We start from the raw sequence: 16,768 nt of genomic DNA on the forward strand, positions 1-16,768 counted from the left end.
TGCACGCCGCCGCGCGGTGATTCGCAGCACGCTGCGGCCCGCCTGACCCCTGGGACCCTCAGCCGATGAACCAGATGACGCCCACGCCGACCATTCCCTTCATCGACCTTGGCGCCCAGCGCCGTCGCCTCGGCCCGGCGGTGGACGAGGCGATCCTGAAGGTGGTCAACCACGGGGCCTATATCATGGGGCCGGAGGTCTTCGCGCTGGAGAAGGCGCTCTCGGCCTTCTGCGGCTCAAGCCAGGTCATCTCCTGCGCCAGCGGCACGGATGCGCTGGCCCTGATCCTGATGGCGCGCGGCGTCGGGCCGGGCGATGCCGTGCTCTGCCCGGCCTTCACCTTCGCCGCCACCGCCGAAGTGGTGGCCTGGCTCGGCGCGACGCCGGTCTTCGTCGATGTCCTGGCGGAGACGTTCAACACCGATCCCGCCTCGCTCCTCGCAGGCATCGCCACGGCACGGGAGAAGGGCCTGAAGCCGGTCGGCCTCATCGCCGTCGATCTGTTCGGCCAGCCGGCCGACTATGACGCGCTTGAGCCGATCTGCGCCGAACACGGCCTGTGGCTTCTCGACGATGCGGCCCAGTCCTTCGGCGCCAGCTATCGCGGCCGCAAGATTGGCACCATCGGCATGGCGACGGCCACCTCGTTCTTCCCGGCCAAGCCGCTGGGCTGCTACGGCGACGGCGGTGCCGTGTTCACCGACGATGCCGGCCTTGCCGACATCATGCGGTCGCTGCGCATCCACGGGCAGAACAACGAGGACAAATACGACAACCAGCGCATCGGCATGAACGGCCGCATGGACACGATCCAGGCCGCCGTGCTCATCGAGAAGCTGAAGATCTTCGAGGACGAGATCGCGGCCCGGAACCGTGTCGCCGCCCGCTACAAAGCGGCGCTCTCCGACCTCGTGGACGTCCCGGTGCTGCGCGAGGGCTGCACATCGACCTGGGCGCAATACACCATCTGCCTGCGCGGGCGCGACCGTGCAGCGCTCGCCGCCAGCCTCAAGGCGGCCGGCATTCCGACCGCGATCTACTATCCCCGCCCCCTGCACCGCCAGACGGCCTATGCCGCCTATCCGGCCGCCGGCAACGGGCTTCCGGTCAGCGACCGGCTGGCTGCCGAGGTGATCAGCCTGCCGATGCACCCCTATATCGAAGAGGGCCTGCAGGACCGCATCATCGAAACGCTGCGAGAGTGCCTCGCCTGAAACGAAACAGGGTGCTTGCCGTCCGGGCAGCCAGTGGCTAATCGAAGGAATCTTCGGCGCCAAACCGTCTCCGGGGGCCAGCCATTTCGACGGCACAGTTCGCCCTTTCGCTCGCCCTCGCAGTCCTTGCGGCCGCCCTGGTCGCGGTCCTGCTCGTGGGCGCATCGCGCCCGTGGCTGGCGCGGATCGCGCCGGGGAGCCCCGACACCCGGTCGTCGCACCGCTCACCGGCGCCCCCGGGCGGCGGAATGGGCGCCATGGCGGCCCTTGCGCTGGTCTGCGGCACGGGCGCCGTGCTGCTCGGCCTTGACGTTGCGCGCCTCCTGCCGCTGATCCTGGCCCTGGCCGCGCTCACCCTGCTCGGCTTCCTCGATGATGTCAGGCCGCTCGGCCGGGTGACCCGGCTGATCCTGCAGACGGTCTGCTGCGCCATCGCCGTGGCCGGCCTGCCCTCCATCACCGGCCAGTCCGGGCCGGGCGCGCTGGTCTGGATCGAGCGCATCGCGATGACCCTTGCGCTGGTGGCCAATGTCAATTTCGTCAGTTTCGTCGACGGCATCGACGAGATCACCGTGGCCCATGCGGGGCCGGGACTGGCCGCTGCGGCCCTGTCCTGCCTCGTGGCGCCGATCGCCGCGGAGGCGAGCCTCGCCGCGGCCGCCGGCCTTGGTGCCCTTCTCGGCTTCTGGGTCTGGAACCGCCATCCGGCTCGCATCGTGCTCGGCCATGCGGGCAGCCTGCCGGTCGGCCTGCTGCTCGCCTGGCTGGCGCTTGCCATGGCCGCGTCCGGCTTCTGGGCCGCGGGCCTGCTGATCACGCTCTATCCCGTCGTCGAGGCCGGGCTGACGCTGCTGCGCCGCCTGCGGGCCGGTGCGCCCCTCGCCCGGCCGCATCGCGACCACGCCTACCAGCGGGCCGTTGATACCGGCATTCCGACCCGCCAGGTCGCCGCCACCGTCGCACTGGTCGCCTCGGCCGCGGCCGTCCTCGCCCTGATCGACCTCGTGACCGACAACAATCTGGTCAATGTGGCGGCCCTCGCCATCGGCCTGGCCTGGATCGTCTTTCCGATCATCGGGTGGCTGCGCCGGGCCGGAATCGCCGCGCCGGACGGCCGGTCGGCCTGACCACGGCAGCGCAATGCCGGCAGACGTTGCTCAGACGCGCTTGTAGTCGTCCTCGCTGCGGACGATGTCGTCCTCGCCGAGATAGCTGCCCGACTGCACCTCGATCAGTTCGAGCGGAATCTTGCCCTCGTTGGACAGCCTGTGCCAGGCGCCGAGCGGGATATAGGCGCTCTCGTTCTCGCGCACGATCTGAACCGCGGCGTCCACTTCAACCGTGGCCGTGCCCTTGACCACGATCCAGTGCTCGGCGCGGTGGAAGTGCTTCTGAAGCGAAAGTCGGGCGCCCGGCTTGACCACGATGCGCTTGACCTGGAACCGGTCACCACGGTCCACGCCCTCATAGGAGCCCCAGGGCCGGAGCACGCGGCGGTGCTCGTCGGCGATTGCGCGGGTTGCCGTATCCGAGCGCAACGCCTCGAGCATCGCCTTCAACTCGTCGGCCACGGTGCGGCGGGCCACCAGAACGGCATCCTTGGTGGTCACCACCGCGACGTCGTCGAGGCCGATCACGGCCGTGAACATGCCCTGGCTGGACACATAGGAATTGCGGGCGTTGACGAGCCGGGCATTGCCGCGGACGGCATTGCCATCGGCATCCTTCTCCGCCAGTTCCCAGAGCGCGTCCCAGGAGCCGAGATCCGACCAGGCATAGTCGGCGGCGATGACGGCCGCGCGGTCGGTATGCTCCATCACGGCATAGTCCACCGACTTCTTCGGACACCGCGCGAACAGGTCTGCATCGATCCGCTCGAACGACACGCCCACCGCCTGGTCGGCGACGATGCCCGCAGCGGCTACGCTCGCGGCAGCGGCCATGTCCGGCTCGAAGCGCTTCAGTTCGGCGAGAAACACATCGGCGCGAAACAGGAAATTGCCGGAATTCCACAGGAACCCCTCTGCGATGAACCGCTCGGCGGTCGCCGCATCGGGCTTTTCCTTGAAGGCCTCGACCATGTGGACCCGGCCGTCCATGGCCGCGCCGGGCTTGACATAGCCATAACCGACCGCCGGATGGGTCGGGCGGATGCCGAAGGTGACGATGCCGCCGGCAAGCGCCGCATCGAGCCCGGCCCTGGCCGTCTCGGCGAAGGCGGCCCGGTCGGTCACGAGATGATCCGCCGCGAGCACCAGCAGCACCGCTTCGGGGTCCTCGCGCAGCGCCAGTTCGGCGGCGACGGCGATGGCGGGCCCGGAATCGCGACGCAGCGGCTCCAGCACGATCCGCCCCGAGCCGCCGGCCCGGGTCAGTTGATCGGCCACCAGGAACCGGAAATCCTCGCCGGTCACGATAATGGGGTTGGCGAAGATCGCCGGATCGGACACGCGCGCCAGCGTGTCTTCGAAGGTCGACCGGTTCCCGAGAAGCGGCATGAACTGCTTGGGCAGCGACTCCCGCGAGGCAGGCCAGAGCCTGGACCCCGCGCCACCAGACAGAATGACCGGAACGATCTGCTTGGGAATGGGCATCGAGCCGCCGTCTCTGACGTTTCACGCAATACAGGTCTCAGGCCTACCGCAGTTGCGAACAGATGGCCAGAACCAATGCGCGTGATGGTCAACGCAGCCGCCGGATCGCGAGCCCGGCGGCGCGTGCGGCGCACAAGACTACCGCTGCAGACCCATGGATGCGCTAAGGCCGCCGTCCATCGTCAGCGTCGCTCCGGTGATGTAGCCGGCCGGCGGCGACAACAGAAACGCCACCAGCGCCGCGATCTCGTCCGGGCGGGCAAAGCGGCCGGCCGGGATCTGGCTTTCCATCTTCTCCCGGTAGTCGGCATATTTGGCCATCATGTCGGTATCGACGAAGCCGGGCGCGACCACATTGACGCTGACGCCGCGCCTCGCGCTCTCGATGGCCAGAGTCCGGCAATAGGCGGCCAGCGCCGCCTTGGAGGCGCCATAGGCGGCATTGCCCTGATTGGAGCGCTCGGCCGTCACCGAGCCGATGGCGACGATCCGGCCGGTTCGCGCCCGCATCATCTGGCGCACGGTGGCATTCACCAGCCGGGTGAAGGCGAAGACATTCACCTGCATCACCGCCTCGGCCTTGTCCTGGTCCATCACGGCGGCGAGCTGGTCATAGGGCTGCCCGGCATTGTGGACGAGACCGTAGAACGGCTCGCCGGCCTCCAGTTCGGCGCAGAAGGCGGCCACCGCCGCCTTGTCGGCAAGGTCGAGGCTCACGGCCGCGACGGTCCGGCCGGGATGGGCGGCCTCAAGCTCCGCGCACAGCGCGGTAGCGGCCTCGCCGGACGAGCGGACCGTGAAGGTGACGTCGTGGCCCGCCTCCACGAGGGCGCGCACGATGGCGGCCCCCATGCCCCGGCCGCCGCCCGTGACGAGAACCCGGCCCATCAGACCGGCGCCTTCGCCAGGACCAGGCAGACATTCTGCCCGCCGAAGCCGAACGAGTTGGAGATCGCGCGGGTAACGTCTGCCTGTCGCGCCTCATTCGGCACCACGTCGAGCGGAATGGCCGGATCGGGCCCGCTATAGTTGATGGTCGGCGGGATGACCCCCCGGCCGATGGTCATGAGCGTGAACACCGCCTCGATGGCGCCGGCGGCCGAGAGCGTGTGGCCGATCATCGACTTGTTGGACGAGACCGCCATGCCCTTCAGCGCCTCGCCGAACACCGCCGCGAGGCCGACATATTCCATCTTGTCGTTCTCGGGGGTCGATGTGCCGTGGGCATTGACATACTGCACGTCGGCCGGCGTCACCCCGGCATCCTCCAGCGCATTGCGGATGCAGCCGATGATCGGCGCCCCGTCCGGGCTCGACCGGGTGCGGTGGAACGAATCGGCCATTTCGCCACAGCCTTCGACCACGCCAAGGATGGTGGCGCCGCGCGCCACGGCATGGTCATAGGATTCCAGCACCAGCGCGCCTGCGCCCTCGGCCATGACGAAGCCATCGCGATCCTTCGAGAACGGCCGGGCGGCCGCGACCGGATTGTCGTTTCGCGTCGACAGCGCGGACAACAGCGAGAAGCGCACCAGCGATTCCTGGTTGGCCGAGCCATCGGCTGCCAGGACAAGGGCAGCACCCGTCTCCCCGCGCCGGATCGCCTCCACCGCGAGCTGGATGGCGGTCGCTCCCGTCGCGCAGGCGGTGGAAATCGAGATGGGCGCGCCTTTCGTGCCGAACCTGTCGGCCAGCGCGTCACCCACCGAGCCGAACAGGAAACGCCGCTGCATGCCGGTAAAGTCGGCCTGGCTGGCACCCTTCAGGAGTTCGGCATAGGTGACGGCGCCTTGTGCGCCCGAGGCCCGCGCCAGTTCCTGGCGCTGGGGCCATTCGGTCTCCACCGGCGGCATGCCGAGGAACAGCGGTCCCGGAAAGCCGCCCTCGCCGCCGATGCCGGCCTCGGTCACCGCCTCGTCGCCGGCAATCGCCGCCATGCGGGTGGTCAGGTCCGGGGCGTTGTCGAAGGGGACGAAATCCACCGTGCCGGCGATGGTGGTGCGCAGCCCGTCGACGGGAAAGCGGGTGATGGTATGGATGCCGGACTGGCCGCCTGTCAGGCGCGTCCAGTTCTCCTCCTTGCCCTGGCCGAGCGAGGTGACGACGCCCATGCCGGTGACCACGACCATCGGTCGCCCGTGCCTGTCCTTCATCGAAGTCGCCATGTCCTTCACCGAAGTCGCCAAGTCCTTCACCGAAGTCGCCAAGACCGCCTCCCTCAGATCGCCTCGACGAGGCCCATGCCCTCGCCGCGCCAGAAGCCGACCGACGTCACCACGGCCTGCTTCACCTTGCGCGTCATGGGCGCCTCATCCGCCGATCCGCCGATCGGCGGCACGGCGGCGCCGCGCGAGACCATCATCGCGCCCAGCGCGACATTGGCCGGAAAGGCCGCCTCCACGCTGTGCCCGATGACCGAGCCGGTGGCCCGCATGGGCACGCGCCGCTGGTCGAGCAGGTCGCGTTCGATGGCGACCGCCTCGGCGACGCCGCTCGAGCCCGAGACAACGACGGTCGCGCCCGGAACGAGGGACGGCGAAATGTCGTTCCACTGGACCGCCATGGAATGCTCGGCATCGCCATCCTTGCGACGGGTGCGGTCGGACGAGACCGCCGCCAGCCGCGCGATCGGCTTGGCCCCGCGCTTCTCGGCATGTTCGCGCGCCTCGACCACGAGGAAGGCACCGACCGAGCCGATGATCGTCCCGCCGCCCTGCCCGGCCCGGTCCCAGACCGGAGCCCAGGGTTTCGTCCAGTTCATGTGGCCCATCTCGAAGTGCAGCAGCGTGTCCGGTCGTTCGGCCGAATAGGCGCCGCCGACGAGGAACAGGTCGCCCTGCCCGGCATGGCAGCGCGCAAGCGCCACCCGCACGGCGTCGACGCCGGCCATTTCCTCGCCCATGAAGGTGCGCGAGGAGCCGACGACGCCGTGGACGATGGAGATGTTGCCGGCGAGCAGGTTTGACAACTGGGCGAGAAACAGCGTCGGCCTGAGATCGTTCATCAGGCGCTCGTTGAGGAAGGGGCCGTGCGCGTCAGCCGTCTCGAGGCCCGTCAGGATCTGCCCGTCGACCGCATAGTCGCGCTCGCCACCGCCGGCGGCGACGATCATGTGCATGCGCTTCAACAGATCGTCATTGCCCTTCACGCCGGCATCGTCCAGCGCCAGGCCCGCCGCATAGGTGCCGAGGCGCTGCCAGGCCTCCATCTGGCGGCGGTCGCCGCGGTCGGGAATCTGCTTCGCGACGTCGATGGCCACCGCAGGGTGCAGCTGGTAGGGCGGATAGGTGGACGTATCGAGCTTCAACCAGTCCTCGCGCGTGCCGTTCAGGGCGGCCCAATGCGCGTCGAGCCCCTCGCCGAGGGCGGTCACGAGGCCGATGCCGGTGATCCAGGCGTCCCGTTCAGGCGAGGGCTTGTGAAGGGCCATGCGGCTGATCCTGCGCGTTCTTGCCCGTATCCTTGTAGGGCGGAGGCCCGGACATACCGGCCCAGCCGTGCAAGAGCAAGGTTTGCACGAAGGCGGTAGGCAACCGCCACCGCTCGGCGCTGCGAACCTCAGTCGGCCCTCATGCGACACAGGTTGACGGACCGGTCGGTCCGCTGCCGGGGATCAGCCGTGACCGTTGCCATCGCCGAAACCGTCGAGAGGGCCTATCGCGTCTTTGCGCGCTACCGGGTGGGCAAGCGGCTGTCCGTCTGCAACTGCCCGGTCTGCATGACCGAAGAGGATGCGGTGCTGCTGGCCACCACGCCGCTCCGCGAGATCCCCTCACGCCTCATCGCCGAATACACCAATTCCGCTCACGAGACGCTGCCCGGCAGCATCGAGGCCGACGAGTTTCGCTATTTCCTGCCGCGCTATCTCGATCTGATGGCCGCGGGCGAGGCGCCCTGCCACATGGGTTTCGAAATCTGCCTGAGGCGGGTGGAGCGCAGCGAGTTCCGCAAGGCCTGGCCGGCCGAGGAGGTCGCCGTCATCGACGATTTCCTCGACGCCTTCACGGCACAGCGCTTCTCTGACATCGCCATGACGAGTTGGCGGCGCGAACCGGGCGGGCCGAAGACCTATGACCTCGCAGCCAGCACGGACGATACCCTCACCTGCCTCGTCACGGCCGGCTGCGACCTGCCGCGCGTGCTCGCCGTGTGGAACGCCCTGCCCGACCCGGCGGCAGCCGTCCGCATGGCCGATGCCCGCGGGCGTGTTCTGTGGACCGCCGGCCGATACATATTCCAGAATGCCCACCTGGAGCCGGACTTCGTGGACGAGGCGGTCGCCATCGCCGCATTTCTCACCCGCCCGGAGGTGGTGGACCGAATCGAGACGGCCTTCCTTGCGGCCACCGACGAGGGGCTGGAACAGATTCTCGAAAAGGGGATCTGGTGATCCGGCTCAGGCTGCGGCCAGCTTCTCGAAGGGGAACTGCAGTCGCCCGCCCCATTCGCGGATCATCTCGGCGAATTTCGGATCGGGGAAGGTCTTCACCGCGAACCGGATCTCGGCCTCGGCCACCTTCTTGCCCGCCCGGGTGATGAAGGCCTTGGTCACCGCATAACCGGACCCGTCGCCGATCAGGTCGGCGGTCACTTCCAGGGGCGTGGAGGGCGGCACGAAGTCCCGCATCCGCGCCTTCTCCGCCCCGACCAGGAACGGCATGGCGGTCAACCCGTTGAGACCGAGGATGAGCCAGCCCGAGGTCTGCGCCATGGCCTCGATCATCAGAACGCCGGGCAACAGCGGAAAGCCCGGGAAGTGCCCTTCGAACACCGGGCTTTCGGCCGGCACGTCGGCCGCCGCCACGAGGCGCCGGGCCTCGGCGTCGAACGACACCACGCGGGTGATCATCTGGAAGGTTTCGAGCCGCATAGGTCGCCCTGTCCGCTCCGCGAAGGCACGGGGCCTGCGAGCCGCCGCGCCGGAAAGGCTCAGGCCGACTTGGCCGCGACCAGTTCGTCGATCTTGGTGCAGAGCGCGCCGAGAACGAAGTAGTCCTCGGTCTTGGCCTTGCCCTCGTTCACTTCCTGCGTCCACTTCTCCAGCGGCAGCTTGATGCCGAATGCCTTGTCGATGGCGAAGGCGATATCGAGGAAGTCCAGCGAATCGATTCCGAGATCGTCGATCGCGTGGCTCTCGGGCGTGATCTTCTCGAGCGGGATATCGCAGGTCTCCGAGATGATCTTGGCCACGGCTTCGAAGGTGGAGGACATGGTTGGCGGGTCTCCGGGCGGGCCGATTCAGTCGTCGGGACAATGGGGACGACAACGATCCCCGCGAGGGGCTGGATGCGACAGTCGGTGCTGCTATAGATGAGGCGGCGGCGGCCTTCAACCCTCCGATCAGGGCGCCTTCCGGACCTTTCTGCGGCGCATCCGGGCCGGCGGGCTGCAGGCGTCGCGAGTTGACGGCACCGCCCCTGCCCTTTAGCACGCGCTCTCCGCTTCCCGCTTGCCGGATGGCCCGCTCCCGCCCGGCTCCTGCCCGAGGATCATGCCCATGCGCGCCCTGCGCCTCCACGGCGACCGCGACCTGCGCATCGAGGAGATCGAGGACGCCCCCGCCCCCGGCCCGGGCGAGGTGCGAATTGCGATTTCCGCTGTTGCGCTCAACCACATCGACGTCTGGGGCTTCCGCGGCATGGCCTTCGCCAAGCGCAAGGTGCCGCTGGTGGTGGGGGCTGAGGCCTCCGGCACCGTCGAGAGCGTCGGCGACGGCGTGACCGCATTCGTCCCCGGCGACAAGGTGGTGATGTTCGGCGCCAAGACCTGCGGCACCTGCCGCTTCTGCCTGGCCGGCCAGGACAACCTGTGCACCGACGTGCAGGGCATCATGGGCTTCCATATCGACGGCTTCGCCTGCGAGCGCGTCACGATGGAAGCCCGCCACGTCGTCAAGGTACCGGACGGCGTGTCGCTGCGCGACGCGGCCACCGCCCCGATCACCTTCTCCACCGTCGAGCACATGCTGATCGACAATTGCCGGCTGGAGCCGGGCGAGACCGTGCTGGTGCAGGCCGGCGGATCGGGCATCGGCACCATCGCCATCAAGCTGGCGAAGTCGCTCGGCTGCACGGTCATCACCACGGTGGGCGACGACGACAAGGCGGCGAAGGCCCTCGCCATCGGCGCCGATCACGCCATCAATTACCGCACCGAGCGCTTCGAGGGCGTTGTTCGCAAGATCACGAAGAAGAAGGGCGTGGACGTCGCCTTCGAGCACACGGGCGCCGACACCTTCAACCAGTCGCTGTTCTGCCTGAGGCGCGGCGGGCGCCTTGCCACCTGCGGCGCCACATCGGGTGCAACAATCAGCTTCAACCTGATGCAGTTGTTCCAGCAGCAGTACAAGATCTTCGGGTCGTTCGGCGCGCCGGTCCGCGCGATCGCCGACGGACTGAAGCGCATCGAGGCCGGCGTGACCCCGGTGATCGACACCGAACTGCCGATGGAGCGCTTTTCCGAGGCCCTCGACCGGCTGGAGGGCCGCAAGGTCTTCGGCAAGATCCTCGTCCAGATCTGAGGCCCGGTCCGCGTGGTCCGCTGGATCCGACACAATTATCCCCGGGCCATGGTGCCCTTAGACTGGCTTGTCGGCCTGCTGGTGCTCGTCGCCATGCGGGCCATCCGCGCGCTGGGGCCGGACCGGGCGAGCAATCTCGGCGCCGCCATCCTGCCGGCCATCGCGCCGCTGATCCCGGCCAACCGAACGGGCCTTGCCAACCTCAAGGCGGCCTTCCCCGAGAAACCGGACGCGGAGATCAGGACGATCCTGCGCGGCGTGTGGGAAAACCTCGGACGCACCGCCTTTGAATATGCCTGCATGGACGACCTGTGGGACTACGATCCGGCCCGCCCGAGCGAGGGCCGCATCGTCACCACGCAGGCCGACCTCTACGAACGCCTGCGCGACGACGGCAAGCCGGCGATCTTCTTTGCCGCTCATCTCGCCAACTGGGAAATGCCGGCGGTGGCCGCCGCCGCCCATGGCCTGGACACCACGGCGCTCTACCGCATGCCCAACAACCGCTTCGTCGCCCGCGCCATCCAGAGGATCCGCGGCCGGACCATGGGCAAGATGGTGGCCTCCGGCGGCGGCGGCGTGCTCCATCTCGCCCGCGAACTCGAGGCCGGCAATCATGTCGGCATGCTGATCGACCAGCATCTCCATCGCGGCGTCCATGTCACCTTCTTCGGCCGGACGGTCAGGGCCAACCCGACCGCTGCGCGCCTTGCCCGCGAGTTCGAGTGCCCGGTCCATGGCGTCAGGGTCATCCGCCTGCCCGGCAACCGCTTCCGCCTCGAGGCGACCGAGGAAATCGTCCTGCCCCGCGGCGGCGATGGCCGGATCGACGTAAAGGCGGCCATGCAAGCAATGACGGACGTGGTCGAGGGCTGGGTGCGCGAACACCCGGAGCAGTGGCTCTGGCTGCACCGGCGCTGGCGCTAGCCCGGCCGCCCGTACCGAGGCTCGGCCATTGCCGCAACGACCTCGTGGATTTCTGCTGCAGACCGCGTAAGCTTGTGGATCAAGTCGAAGGTGATCGGCCGGGGGGCATCACGATCATGCAGGTTCCACGCATCCGCCAGGGCAGGAGCTTTCAGGCCCAGGCTGTGGCCAGAACCACCGGAACATGGCGGCTGGCCCTGGCGGTCAGCCTCGCCCTCTGGGCGGCGATTGCCACGATCGTGGCCCGCCTGATCCCCGGCTGAAACGGCGCAGACGGCCCTGTCCGGCCCTGACATTCGCACCCGGAATCCCCAGCGTTTTCCCGGTAACGTTCCGTTATGGTTAGCCCGGATTAGACGTTTCGATACAATTTGCTGCCACCGGACATCAAGGATTCTCCCCTAGGTTCGGCTTCAGGAAAGCGTGGAGCCGATGGAGATTCCGATGGCCGTCACCCTGGGTCAATTCGCTCGAATGTTTGCCCGTGACCGGCAGGGCAATGTCGCGATCACCTTCGCGATCTCCCTGGTGCCCGTCCTGGGTCTTGCCGGCGGCGCCGTCGACCTGCACCAGCGGTCGCGCGATACTGCCGCGTTGCAGGGTGTCTTCGACGCAGCCGCGATTGCCGGCGCGCGCCAGTCGGCGCTTGGGCCGGTCGCCGTGCAACTGGCCACCGAGCGGCATCTGGCCGCCCACATCTCCGGTCACCTGGCGACCTATCCTGTCCAGGTGCAGGTGACGGACGCCGGCCGGCGTGTGCGTGTCGCGACCACCGACGCCAAGATGAAGACCAGCTTCCTCGGCGTCATCGGCATGACCACCCTCAACCTCAATGTCCGGGCAACCGCCGAATCGCACACGTTCCGCACGGTGACCAGCGCCAAGCCGGTCGTCGCCGAGCTCGATCCCGAGGCTGGCGACTACAACCGCATGTATGTCTACTGCTACGACCGGAGCCGCGCGAACCAGCCCGATCAGGGCCGCTCGCAGATGACGGCCATCGCCGACAATGCCGGCACCAAGTATGAGTTCAACATGCCGGTCTGCAAGGAAGGCGAGACCATTTCCTACCGGCTCTACAATGTCCGCAACGCCCGCACCAAGCCGGCGCTCTGGGACAACAACCAGCCGGGAACGCTGGTCCCCAACAATGCGGCCGACTGGGCCGATCCGTGGGCGAACAACAAGTCCTACAATTACTATTCGGACACGACGATGGTCGGCGGCGTGATGAACCACAACTTCTCGGGTGGCGTGCCGATCCTCGAGACCGTGCTGTGCAACAACCTTGCCCAGTGCAAGACCAACAGCAAGGGTGGCGTCATTCCCGAGGGCCGCAGCCGGAACCCGCAGCAGGCCAACCGCGCCTGCGAACCGGGCAAGTTCATGTATTTCGGCTGGGAAGACCGCCCGCCCGGCTATGGCTGGACCGATAGCGACTACGACGACATCCGCGTCATCGTCGAATGCCCGAAGATCAGCGCCCAGACGTCCACGGTCGTGCGCCTGACCGAGTGACGGGCACCGCCCGCCAACCCTCCGCATGTTCCCGATGCCCGCGCCGGTCTGCCGCGCGGGCATCCGGCTTTTCGGCCGCCGTCAGCCGGCCTATGAAGGGGCCATGACAGCCCCCGGTTTCCGTTCCCGCCCGGTCCCATGAGCGCCTTCAGCATCGATGCGGTCGTCGTCGGCGCTGGCGTGGTCGGGCTCGCCTGTGCCCGCCGGCTCGCCCTTGCCGGACTGGAGACGCTGGTCATCGAGGCAGCAGACGGCATCGGCACGGGCACCTCCTCGCGCAACAGCGAGGTGGTCCATGCCGGCCTGTACTATCCGACCGGCTCGATCAAGGCGCGCGCCTGCGTTGCCGGCAAGGACCTTCTCTACCGCTATTGTGCGAGCCGCGGCGTGCCGGTTGAGGCCTGCGGCAAGCTGATGGTGGCAACCGACGAGACCCAGTTGCCGAAGCTGCAGGCCATCTGGGACCAGGCCCATGCCAACGGGGTGACCGGGTTGGCCTGGATGAACCCGGACGAGGTCCGCGCCATCGAGCCGGAGGTCGCTTGCGTCAAAGCCTTCGTCTCGTCCACGACCGGCATCGTCGACAGCCACAGCCTGATGCTCGCCCTGCAGGGTGATCTGGAATCGGCCGGCGGCATGATCGCCTTCGAGACCCCGGTCGAGGCGGCGGCGATCGCCGGCGGCGGCATCGTGCTGACCACCGGCGGCGCCGAGGCGGCGGAGATCTCGGCCCGCATCGTCGTCAATGCCGCCGGCCATTTCGCGCCGAAATTCCTTCACCTGCTGAACGGGTTCCCGGCCGCCCATGTGCCCCGCCAGTGGTACGCCAAGGGCAATTACTTCTCGCTTGCCGGCCGCCAGCCCTTTTCCCGGCTCGTCTATCCCATGCCCGATGCGGCCGGCCTCGGGGTGCATGCCACGGTCGACATGCAGGGACGCTGCCGGTTCGGGCCGGACGTGGAATGGGTGGACAGCGAGCATGACCTGATCGTCGACCCGCGCCGCGCCGATGGCTTCTATGCTGCCATCCGCAGCTATTGGCCGGGCCTGCCCGATGGGGCCCTGCAACCCGACTATTCCGGCATCCGTCCGAAGCTCCACGGCCCCGGAACACCCATGCCCGACTTTCGCGTCGACGGCCCCGGGGTCCATGGCATTGCCGGCCTCGTCAACCTGCTCGGCATCGAGAGCCCGGGCCTCACCGCTTCACTCGCGCTCGCCGACATGGTGGCCGCAGGCCTTGGCCTTCCGCCGGCCGACACGTTCTGATCCCGGAGACCCAACATGTCCGCAACGCCGCGCCCCGATGCCCTGCCGACCGATCCGGCCGGCCTCCTTGCAGCCGGCGCCGCGGCCATCGCGCAGGCGACGTCGACGGGCCGGGCCCGCGCCGCCGACGTGGTGGAGGAATGCCTTGCCCGGATCGGGGCGGACAACGAGCGCCTGCACGCCTTCATCGCGGTCGCCGACGAGCAGGCGCGCGCCGAGGCCGCCATGCTCGACCGGCTCGCCGCGCTCGGCCATCGGCGCGGGCCGCTGCACGGCGTCCCGGTCGCGGTGAAGGACATCATCGATGTCTCCGGCTATCCGACCCGCGCCGGCTCCCTGACCCGCGACCACCTGCCGCCGGCTGCGAGCGATGCGGTGGTGGTGACGCGGCTGCGCGCGGCCGGCGCCATCGTCATCGGCAAGACCCATACGGTGGAATATGCCTTTGGCGGCTGGGGCACCAACCCGATCGCCGGGACGCCGGTCAATCCGCACGACACGGCGGTTCACCGGATTCCCGGCGGCTCCTCGTCCGGCACCGGCGTCGCTGTCGGCGCGGGCCTTGTGCCGCTCGGCTTCGGCACCGATACCGGCGGCTCGGTTCGCCTGCCCGCCTCATGGTGCGGCACGGTCGGCCACAAGACCTCGACCGGCCTTGCCAGCCGCACGGGCGTCGTGCCTCTCGCCCTCACCTTCGACACGGTCGGCCCGCTTGCGCGCACCGTGCGCGATGCCGCGCTGATGAGCCAGGTGATGCTGGGGTCCGACCCGGCCGACCCCACCACCACCACCGCCCACGGCGTCGATCTCGTCACCGGCATCGGCGGCGGGGTGAAGGGGCTGACCCTCGGCGTGCTCAAGCTGGACGAGGGCACATCCATCCATGCCGAGGTGGCCGCGGCCTTCGAGACGGCCTGCGCATCGCTGGGCGCAGCCGGTGCCCGCCTCGTTCCCGTCAGCCTGCCGGAGCAATTGTCCACCTACACTCAGGATTGCGGGCTGCTGATGATGGCCGAGGGCGCCCGCAACCACGGCCATCTCCTGAAGGAGACGCCGTGCCGGCTCAGCGCCCAGGCGCAGGCGCGCATCGGCGGCGGCACCGCCATCACCGCCGTGACCCTGCTGGAAAGCATCGACCGTCGCGTCCGGCGCATCGCCGCCGCCAATGCCCAACTCGCCGGCCGCGGCATCGACGCGCTGGTCATTCCGACCACGCCCCATCCGGCGATCCCGGTCGCCGAGGTCGATGAGGATGCCGCGCCGGGTATCCTCACCCGCTTCGTCAACTATCTCGACTGGTGCGGCGTTTCCGTGCCCGTGGCCCGGACCGCCGGCGGCCTGCCGATCGGCTTCCAGGTGGTGGCACCGCGCTTACAGGACGCGCTGGCGCTGAGGATTGCTGCCGCGGTCGAGAAGGCATCGGGCGGCCCGCTGGCGCTGCCGGGCCGCTGAGCGGACGCCTTCAGCTCTCGACGCCGCGGCGGATTTGCGCTCCGGTGGCCGATTTCGAAGGGGGATGAATGGAGGTCAGGTATCTCTTCATCGGGTTCGCCTGCGCGGCCGCGGCTTTGCTCACCCTGGCGATTGCCGTCAAATGGTGGGAGGTCCGCACCGTCAGCCGATGGCGTCCGGCCAAGGGGCGCATCGTCTCGTCACGCGTGGTCCAGCGCGAGGTGAGTTCGGGCGGGTCATCGGGAAACGGGCGCCTTGAACTGCGCAATTTCCCGGCCATCACCTTCGAGTACAGGGTCGGCAACCGCACCTATCGCAGCGACCGCTACAGCGTCCGCGAGAACCTCGGAAACGTCGATGTCGCCGAAACCCTCGCCCGCTTCAGGAACGGCGCGAGGGTCACCGTCTATTACGATCCAGATGATCCGAGCCAGGCCGTGATTGAACGCGACATGCCGGAGGGCGCCTTCCAGGCTTTGTCCCTGCTGGCGGCGCTGATCGTCGTCGGAACGGCCGCGCTGGCCTTCGGTACCACTGACATCGTCCGATGGCTGCGCCCCCGCCTGCCGGAGCCGGGCCAGGCGGGCATGGCCGTCATCCTCGTCGCGATGAGCCTTGTCGCCCTGCGGATGGGCTTCATGCTGCGGGCGCAGGTTGCCGCCTCCCGGCACTGGGAGGAGGCGCGCGGGCGCATCGGCGCGTCCGGGATCGAGGAGGTGGAGATGACGCCGGCAGGAGGCTCATGGACCGGGCGCCGCGGCTTTCGCTCCCGCGTCATCTACAGCTTCAAGGTGAACGGCCAGACCTATGGCGGTGATCGGGTGGCCTTCGGCGCCCATGCCTCATCCACCCTCGTCAGGCTGATCGCGGGACCTGCCGACCGCTACCCCGAGGGATCGCAGGTCACCGTCTATTACAACCCGGCCAATCCTGCCGAATCCGTGCTGGAACGCCGGGCGTCGGGCCTCGTGATCCTGTGGGTTCTTGCCGCCAGCCTGCTCGCCGGCGCGGCCCGGCTCGTAGGGTTCGTCTGACGTCCATCACCGTCGGCATTGGCCACAGACGGAGAGGTGCTGAGGGCGGAACGGACATTTCGCGGGCAAGGCTCCCGAATGCGCTTGCATCCAAAATCGTTCTGCTGAAGATTTAGGCAACCTGCCACCCTGCCCGGCATTCTCCAGCCGGTGACGGAAGGGCAGGCTTAAGGAAGCCGGAACAACGGCTCTTTGGATTGGCTGGCATGTGCCTTGCGAGGCTGGCCGAGGGAAATATCA

Annotated in this window: 16 protein-coding genes; 10 read left to right on the forward strand and 6 right to left on the reverse strand. The window is 68.5% G+C overall.

The window, feature by feature from the left end; genetic code table 11:
• Positions 1–65 precede the first annotated feature (65 nt).
• Positions 66–1,214: a DegT/DnrJ/EryC1/StrS family aminotransferase gene (locus ACTIFS_RS18635; protein WP_439575623.1), complete on the forward strand. Its 1,149-nt coding sequence runs from the start codon at positions 66–68 to the stop codon at positions 1,212–1,214.
• A gap of 257 nt (positions 1,215–1,471) precedes the next feature.
• Entirely contained in the window at positions 1,472–2,341 is an 870-nt protein-coding gene (locus ACTIFS_RS18640) for a glycosyl transferase (protein ID WP_439575624.1), read from the forward strand.
• A 30-nt stretch (positions 2,342–2,371) separates the two neighbouring features.
• Here ACTIFS_RS18640 and ACTIFS_RS18645 read toward each other — a convergent pair whose 3' ends face one another.
• The 4 genes from ACTIFS_RS18645 to ACTIFS_RS18660 form a co-directional block, all read right to left on the reverse strand.
• Positions 2,372–3,808: a mannose-1-phosphate guanylyltransferase/mannose-6-phosphate isomerase gene (locus ACTIFS_RS18645; protein ID WP_439575625.1), complete on the reverse strand. Its 1,437-nt coding sequence runs from the start codon at positions 3,806–3,808 to the stop codon at positions 2,372–2,374.
• A 138-nt stretch (positions 3,809–3,946) separates the two neighbouring features.
• The gene (locus ACTIFS_RS18650) at positions 3,947–4,696 is read right to left on the reverse strand and encodes an SDR family NAD(P)-dependent oxidoreductase (RefSeq protein ID WP_439575626.1); all 750 of its coding nucleotides are present in this window, start codon (positions 4,694–4,696) and stop codon (positions 3,947–3,949) included.
• Positions 4,696–5,973 (reverse strand): beta-ketoacyl-ACP synthase, encoded by a 1,278-nt coding sequence (locus tag ACTIFS_RS18655; RefSeq protein WP_439575627.1) that lies wholly within the window; start codon positions 5,971–5,973, stop codon positions 4,696–4,698. The genes ACTIFS_RS18650 and ACTIFS_RS18655 overlap by 1 nt, the downstream gene beginning before the upstream one ends.
• A 53-nt stretch (positions 5,974–6,026) precedes the next feature.
• Positions 6,027–7,238, reverse strand: a complete 1,212-nt coding sequence (locus tag ACTIFS_RS18660; RefSeq protein WP_439575628.1) for a beta-ketoacyl-ACP synthase — start codon at positions 7,236–7,238, stop codon at positions 6,027–6,029.
• Positions 7,239–7,427: 189 nt separating this feature from the next.
• Here ACTIFS_RS18660 and ACTIFS_RS18665 point away from each other — a divergent pair, with 189 nt between their 5' ends.
• Positions 7,428–8,198, forward strand: coding sequence for a hypothetical protein (locus ACTIFS_RS18665; RefSeq protein WP_439575629.1), 771 nt, complete (start codon positions 7,428–7,430; stop codon positions 8,196–8,198).
• Positions 8,199–8,204: 6 nt separating this feature from the next.
• On the opposite strand, the gene ACTIFS_RS18670 is transcribed toward ACTIFS_RS18665, so the two are convergent.
• On the reverse strand, positions 8,205–8,678 hold the full coding sequence (locus tag ACTIFS_RS18670) for a 3-hydroxyacyl-ACP dehydratase FabZ family protein (protein WP_439575630.1): 474 nt from the start codon (positions 8,676–8,678) through the stop codon (positions 8,205–8,207).
• Positions 8,679–8,737: 59 nt separating this feature from the next.
• Positions 8,738–9,019 carry an acyl carrier protein gene (locus ACTIFS_RS18675; RefSeq protein ID WP_439575631.1) on the reverse strand — a complete coding sequence of 94 codons (282 nt, stop codon included), beginning with the start codon at positions 9,017–9,019 and terminating at the stop codon, positions 8,738–8,740.
• A 286-nt stretch (positions 9,020–9,305) separates the two neighbouring features.
• On the opposite strand from ACTIFS_RS18675, the gene ACTIFS_RS18680 reads away from it, so the two are divergent.
• From ACTIFS_RS18680 to ACTIFS_RS18710, 7 genes are all read left to right on the forward strand, one after another.
• On the forward strand, positions 9,306–10,328 hold the full coding sequence (locus ACTIFS_RS18680; protein ID WP_439575632.1) for a zinc-binding dehydrogenase: 1,023 nt from the start codon (positions 9,306–9,308) through the stop codon (positions 10,326–10,328).
• 48 nt (positions 10,329–10,376) lie between these two features.
• Positions 10,377–11,255, forward strand: a complete 879-nt coding sequence (locus tag ACTIFS_RS18685; protein WP_439575633.1) for a lipid A biosynthesis lauroyl acyltransferase — start codon at positions 10,377–10,379, stop codon at positions 11,253–11,255.
• 116 nt (positions 11,256–11,371) lie between these two features.
• The gene (locus ACTIFS_RS18690; RefSeq protein WP_439575634.1) at positions 11,372–11,518 is read left to right on the forward strand and encodes a hypothetical protein; all 147 of its coding nucleotides are present in this window, start codon (positions 11,372–11,374) and stop codon (positions 11,516–11,518) included.
• A gap of 181 nt (positions 11,519–11,699) precedes the next feature.
• Positions 11,700–12,773 (forward strand): pilus assembly protein TadG-related protein, encoded by a 1,074-nt coding sequence (locus tag ACTIFS_RS18695; protein ID WP_439575635.1) that lies wholly within the window; start codon positions 11,700–11,702, stop codon positions 12,771–12,773.
• Between the two features lie 138 nt (positions 12,774–12,911).
• Positions 12,912–14,042, forward strand: coding sequence for an NAD(P)/FAD-dependent oxidoreductase (locus ACTIFS_RS18700; protein ID WP_439575636.1), 1,131 nt, complete (start codon positions 12,912–12,914; stop codon positions 14,040–14,042).
• A gap of 15 nt (positions 14,043–14,057) precedes the next feature.
• Positions 14,058–15,494: an amidase gene (locus tag ACTIFS_RS18705; RefSeq protein WP_439575637.1), complete on the forward strand. Its 1,437-nt coding sequence runs from the start codon at positions 14,058–14,060 to the stop codon at positions 15,492–15,494.
• 68 nt (positions 15,495–15,562) lie between these two features.
• A complete protein-coding gene (locus ACTIFS_RS18710) occupies positions 15,563–16,528 on the forward strand; it encodes a DUF3592 domain-containing protein (RefSeq protein ID WP_439575638.1) in 966 nt (321 codons plus the stop codon).
• The last annotated feature ends 240 nt before the right edge of the window (positions 16,529–16,768 follow it).

The organism is Phreatobacter sp. (assembly GCF_051860605.1).
Taxonomy (GTDB): Bacteria; Pseudomonadota; Alphaproteobacteria; order Rhizobiales; family Phreatobacteraceae; genus Phreatobacter.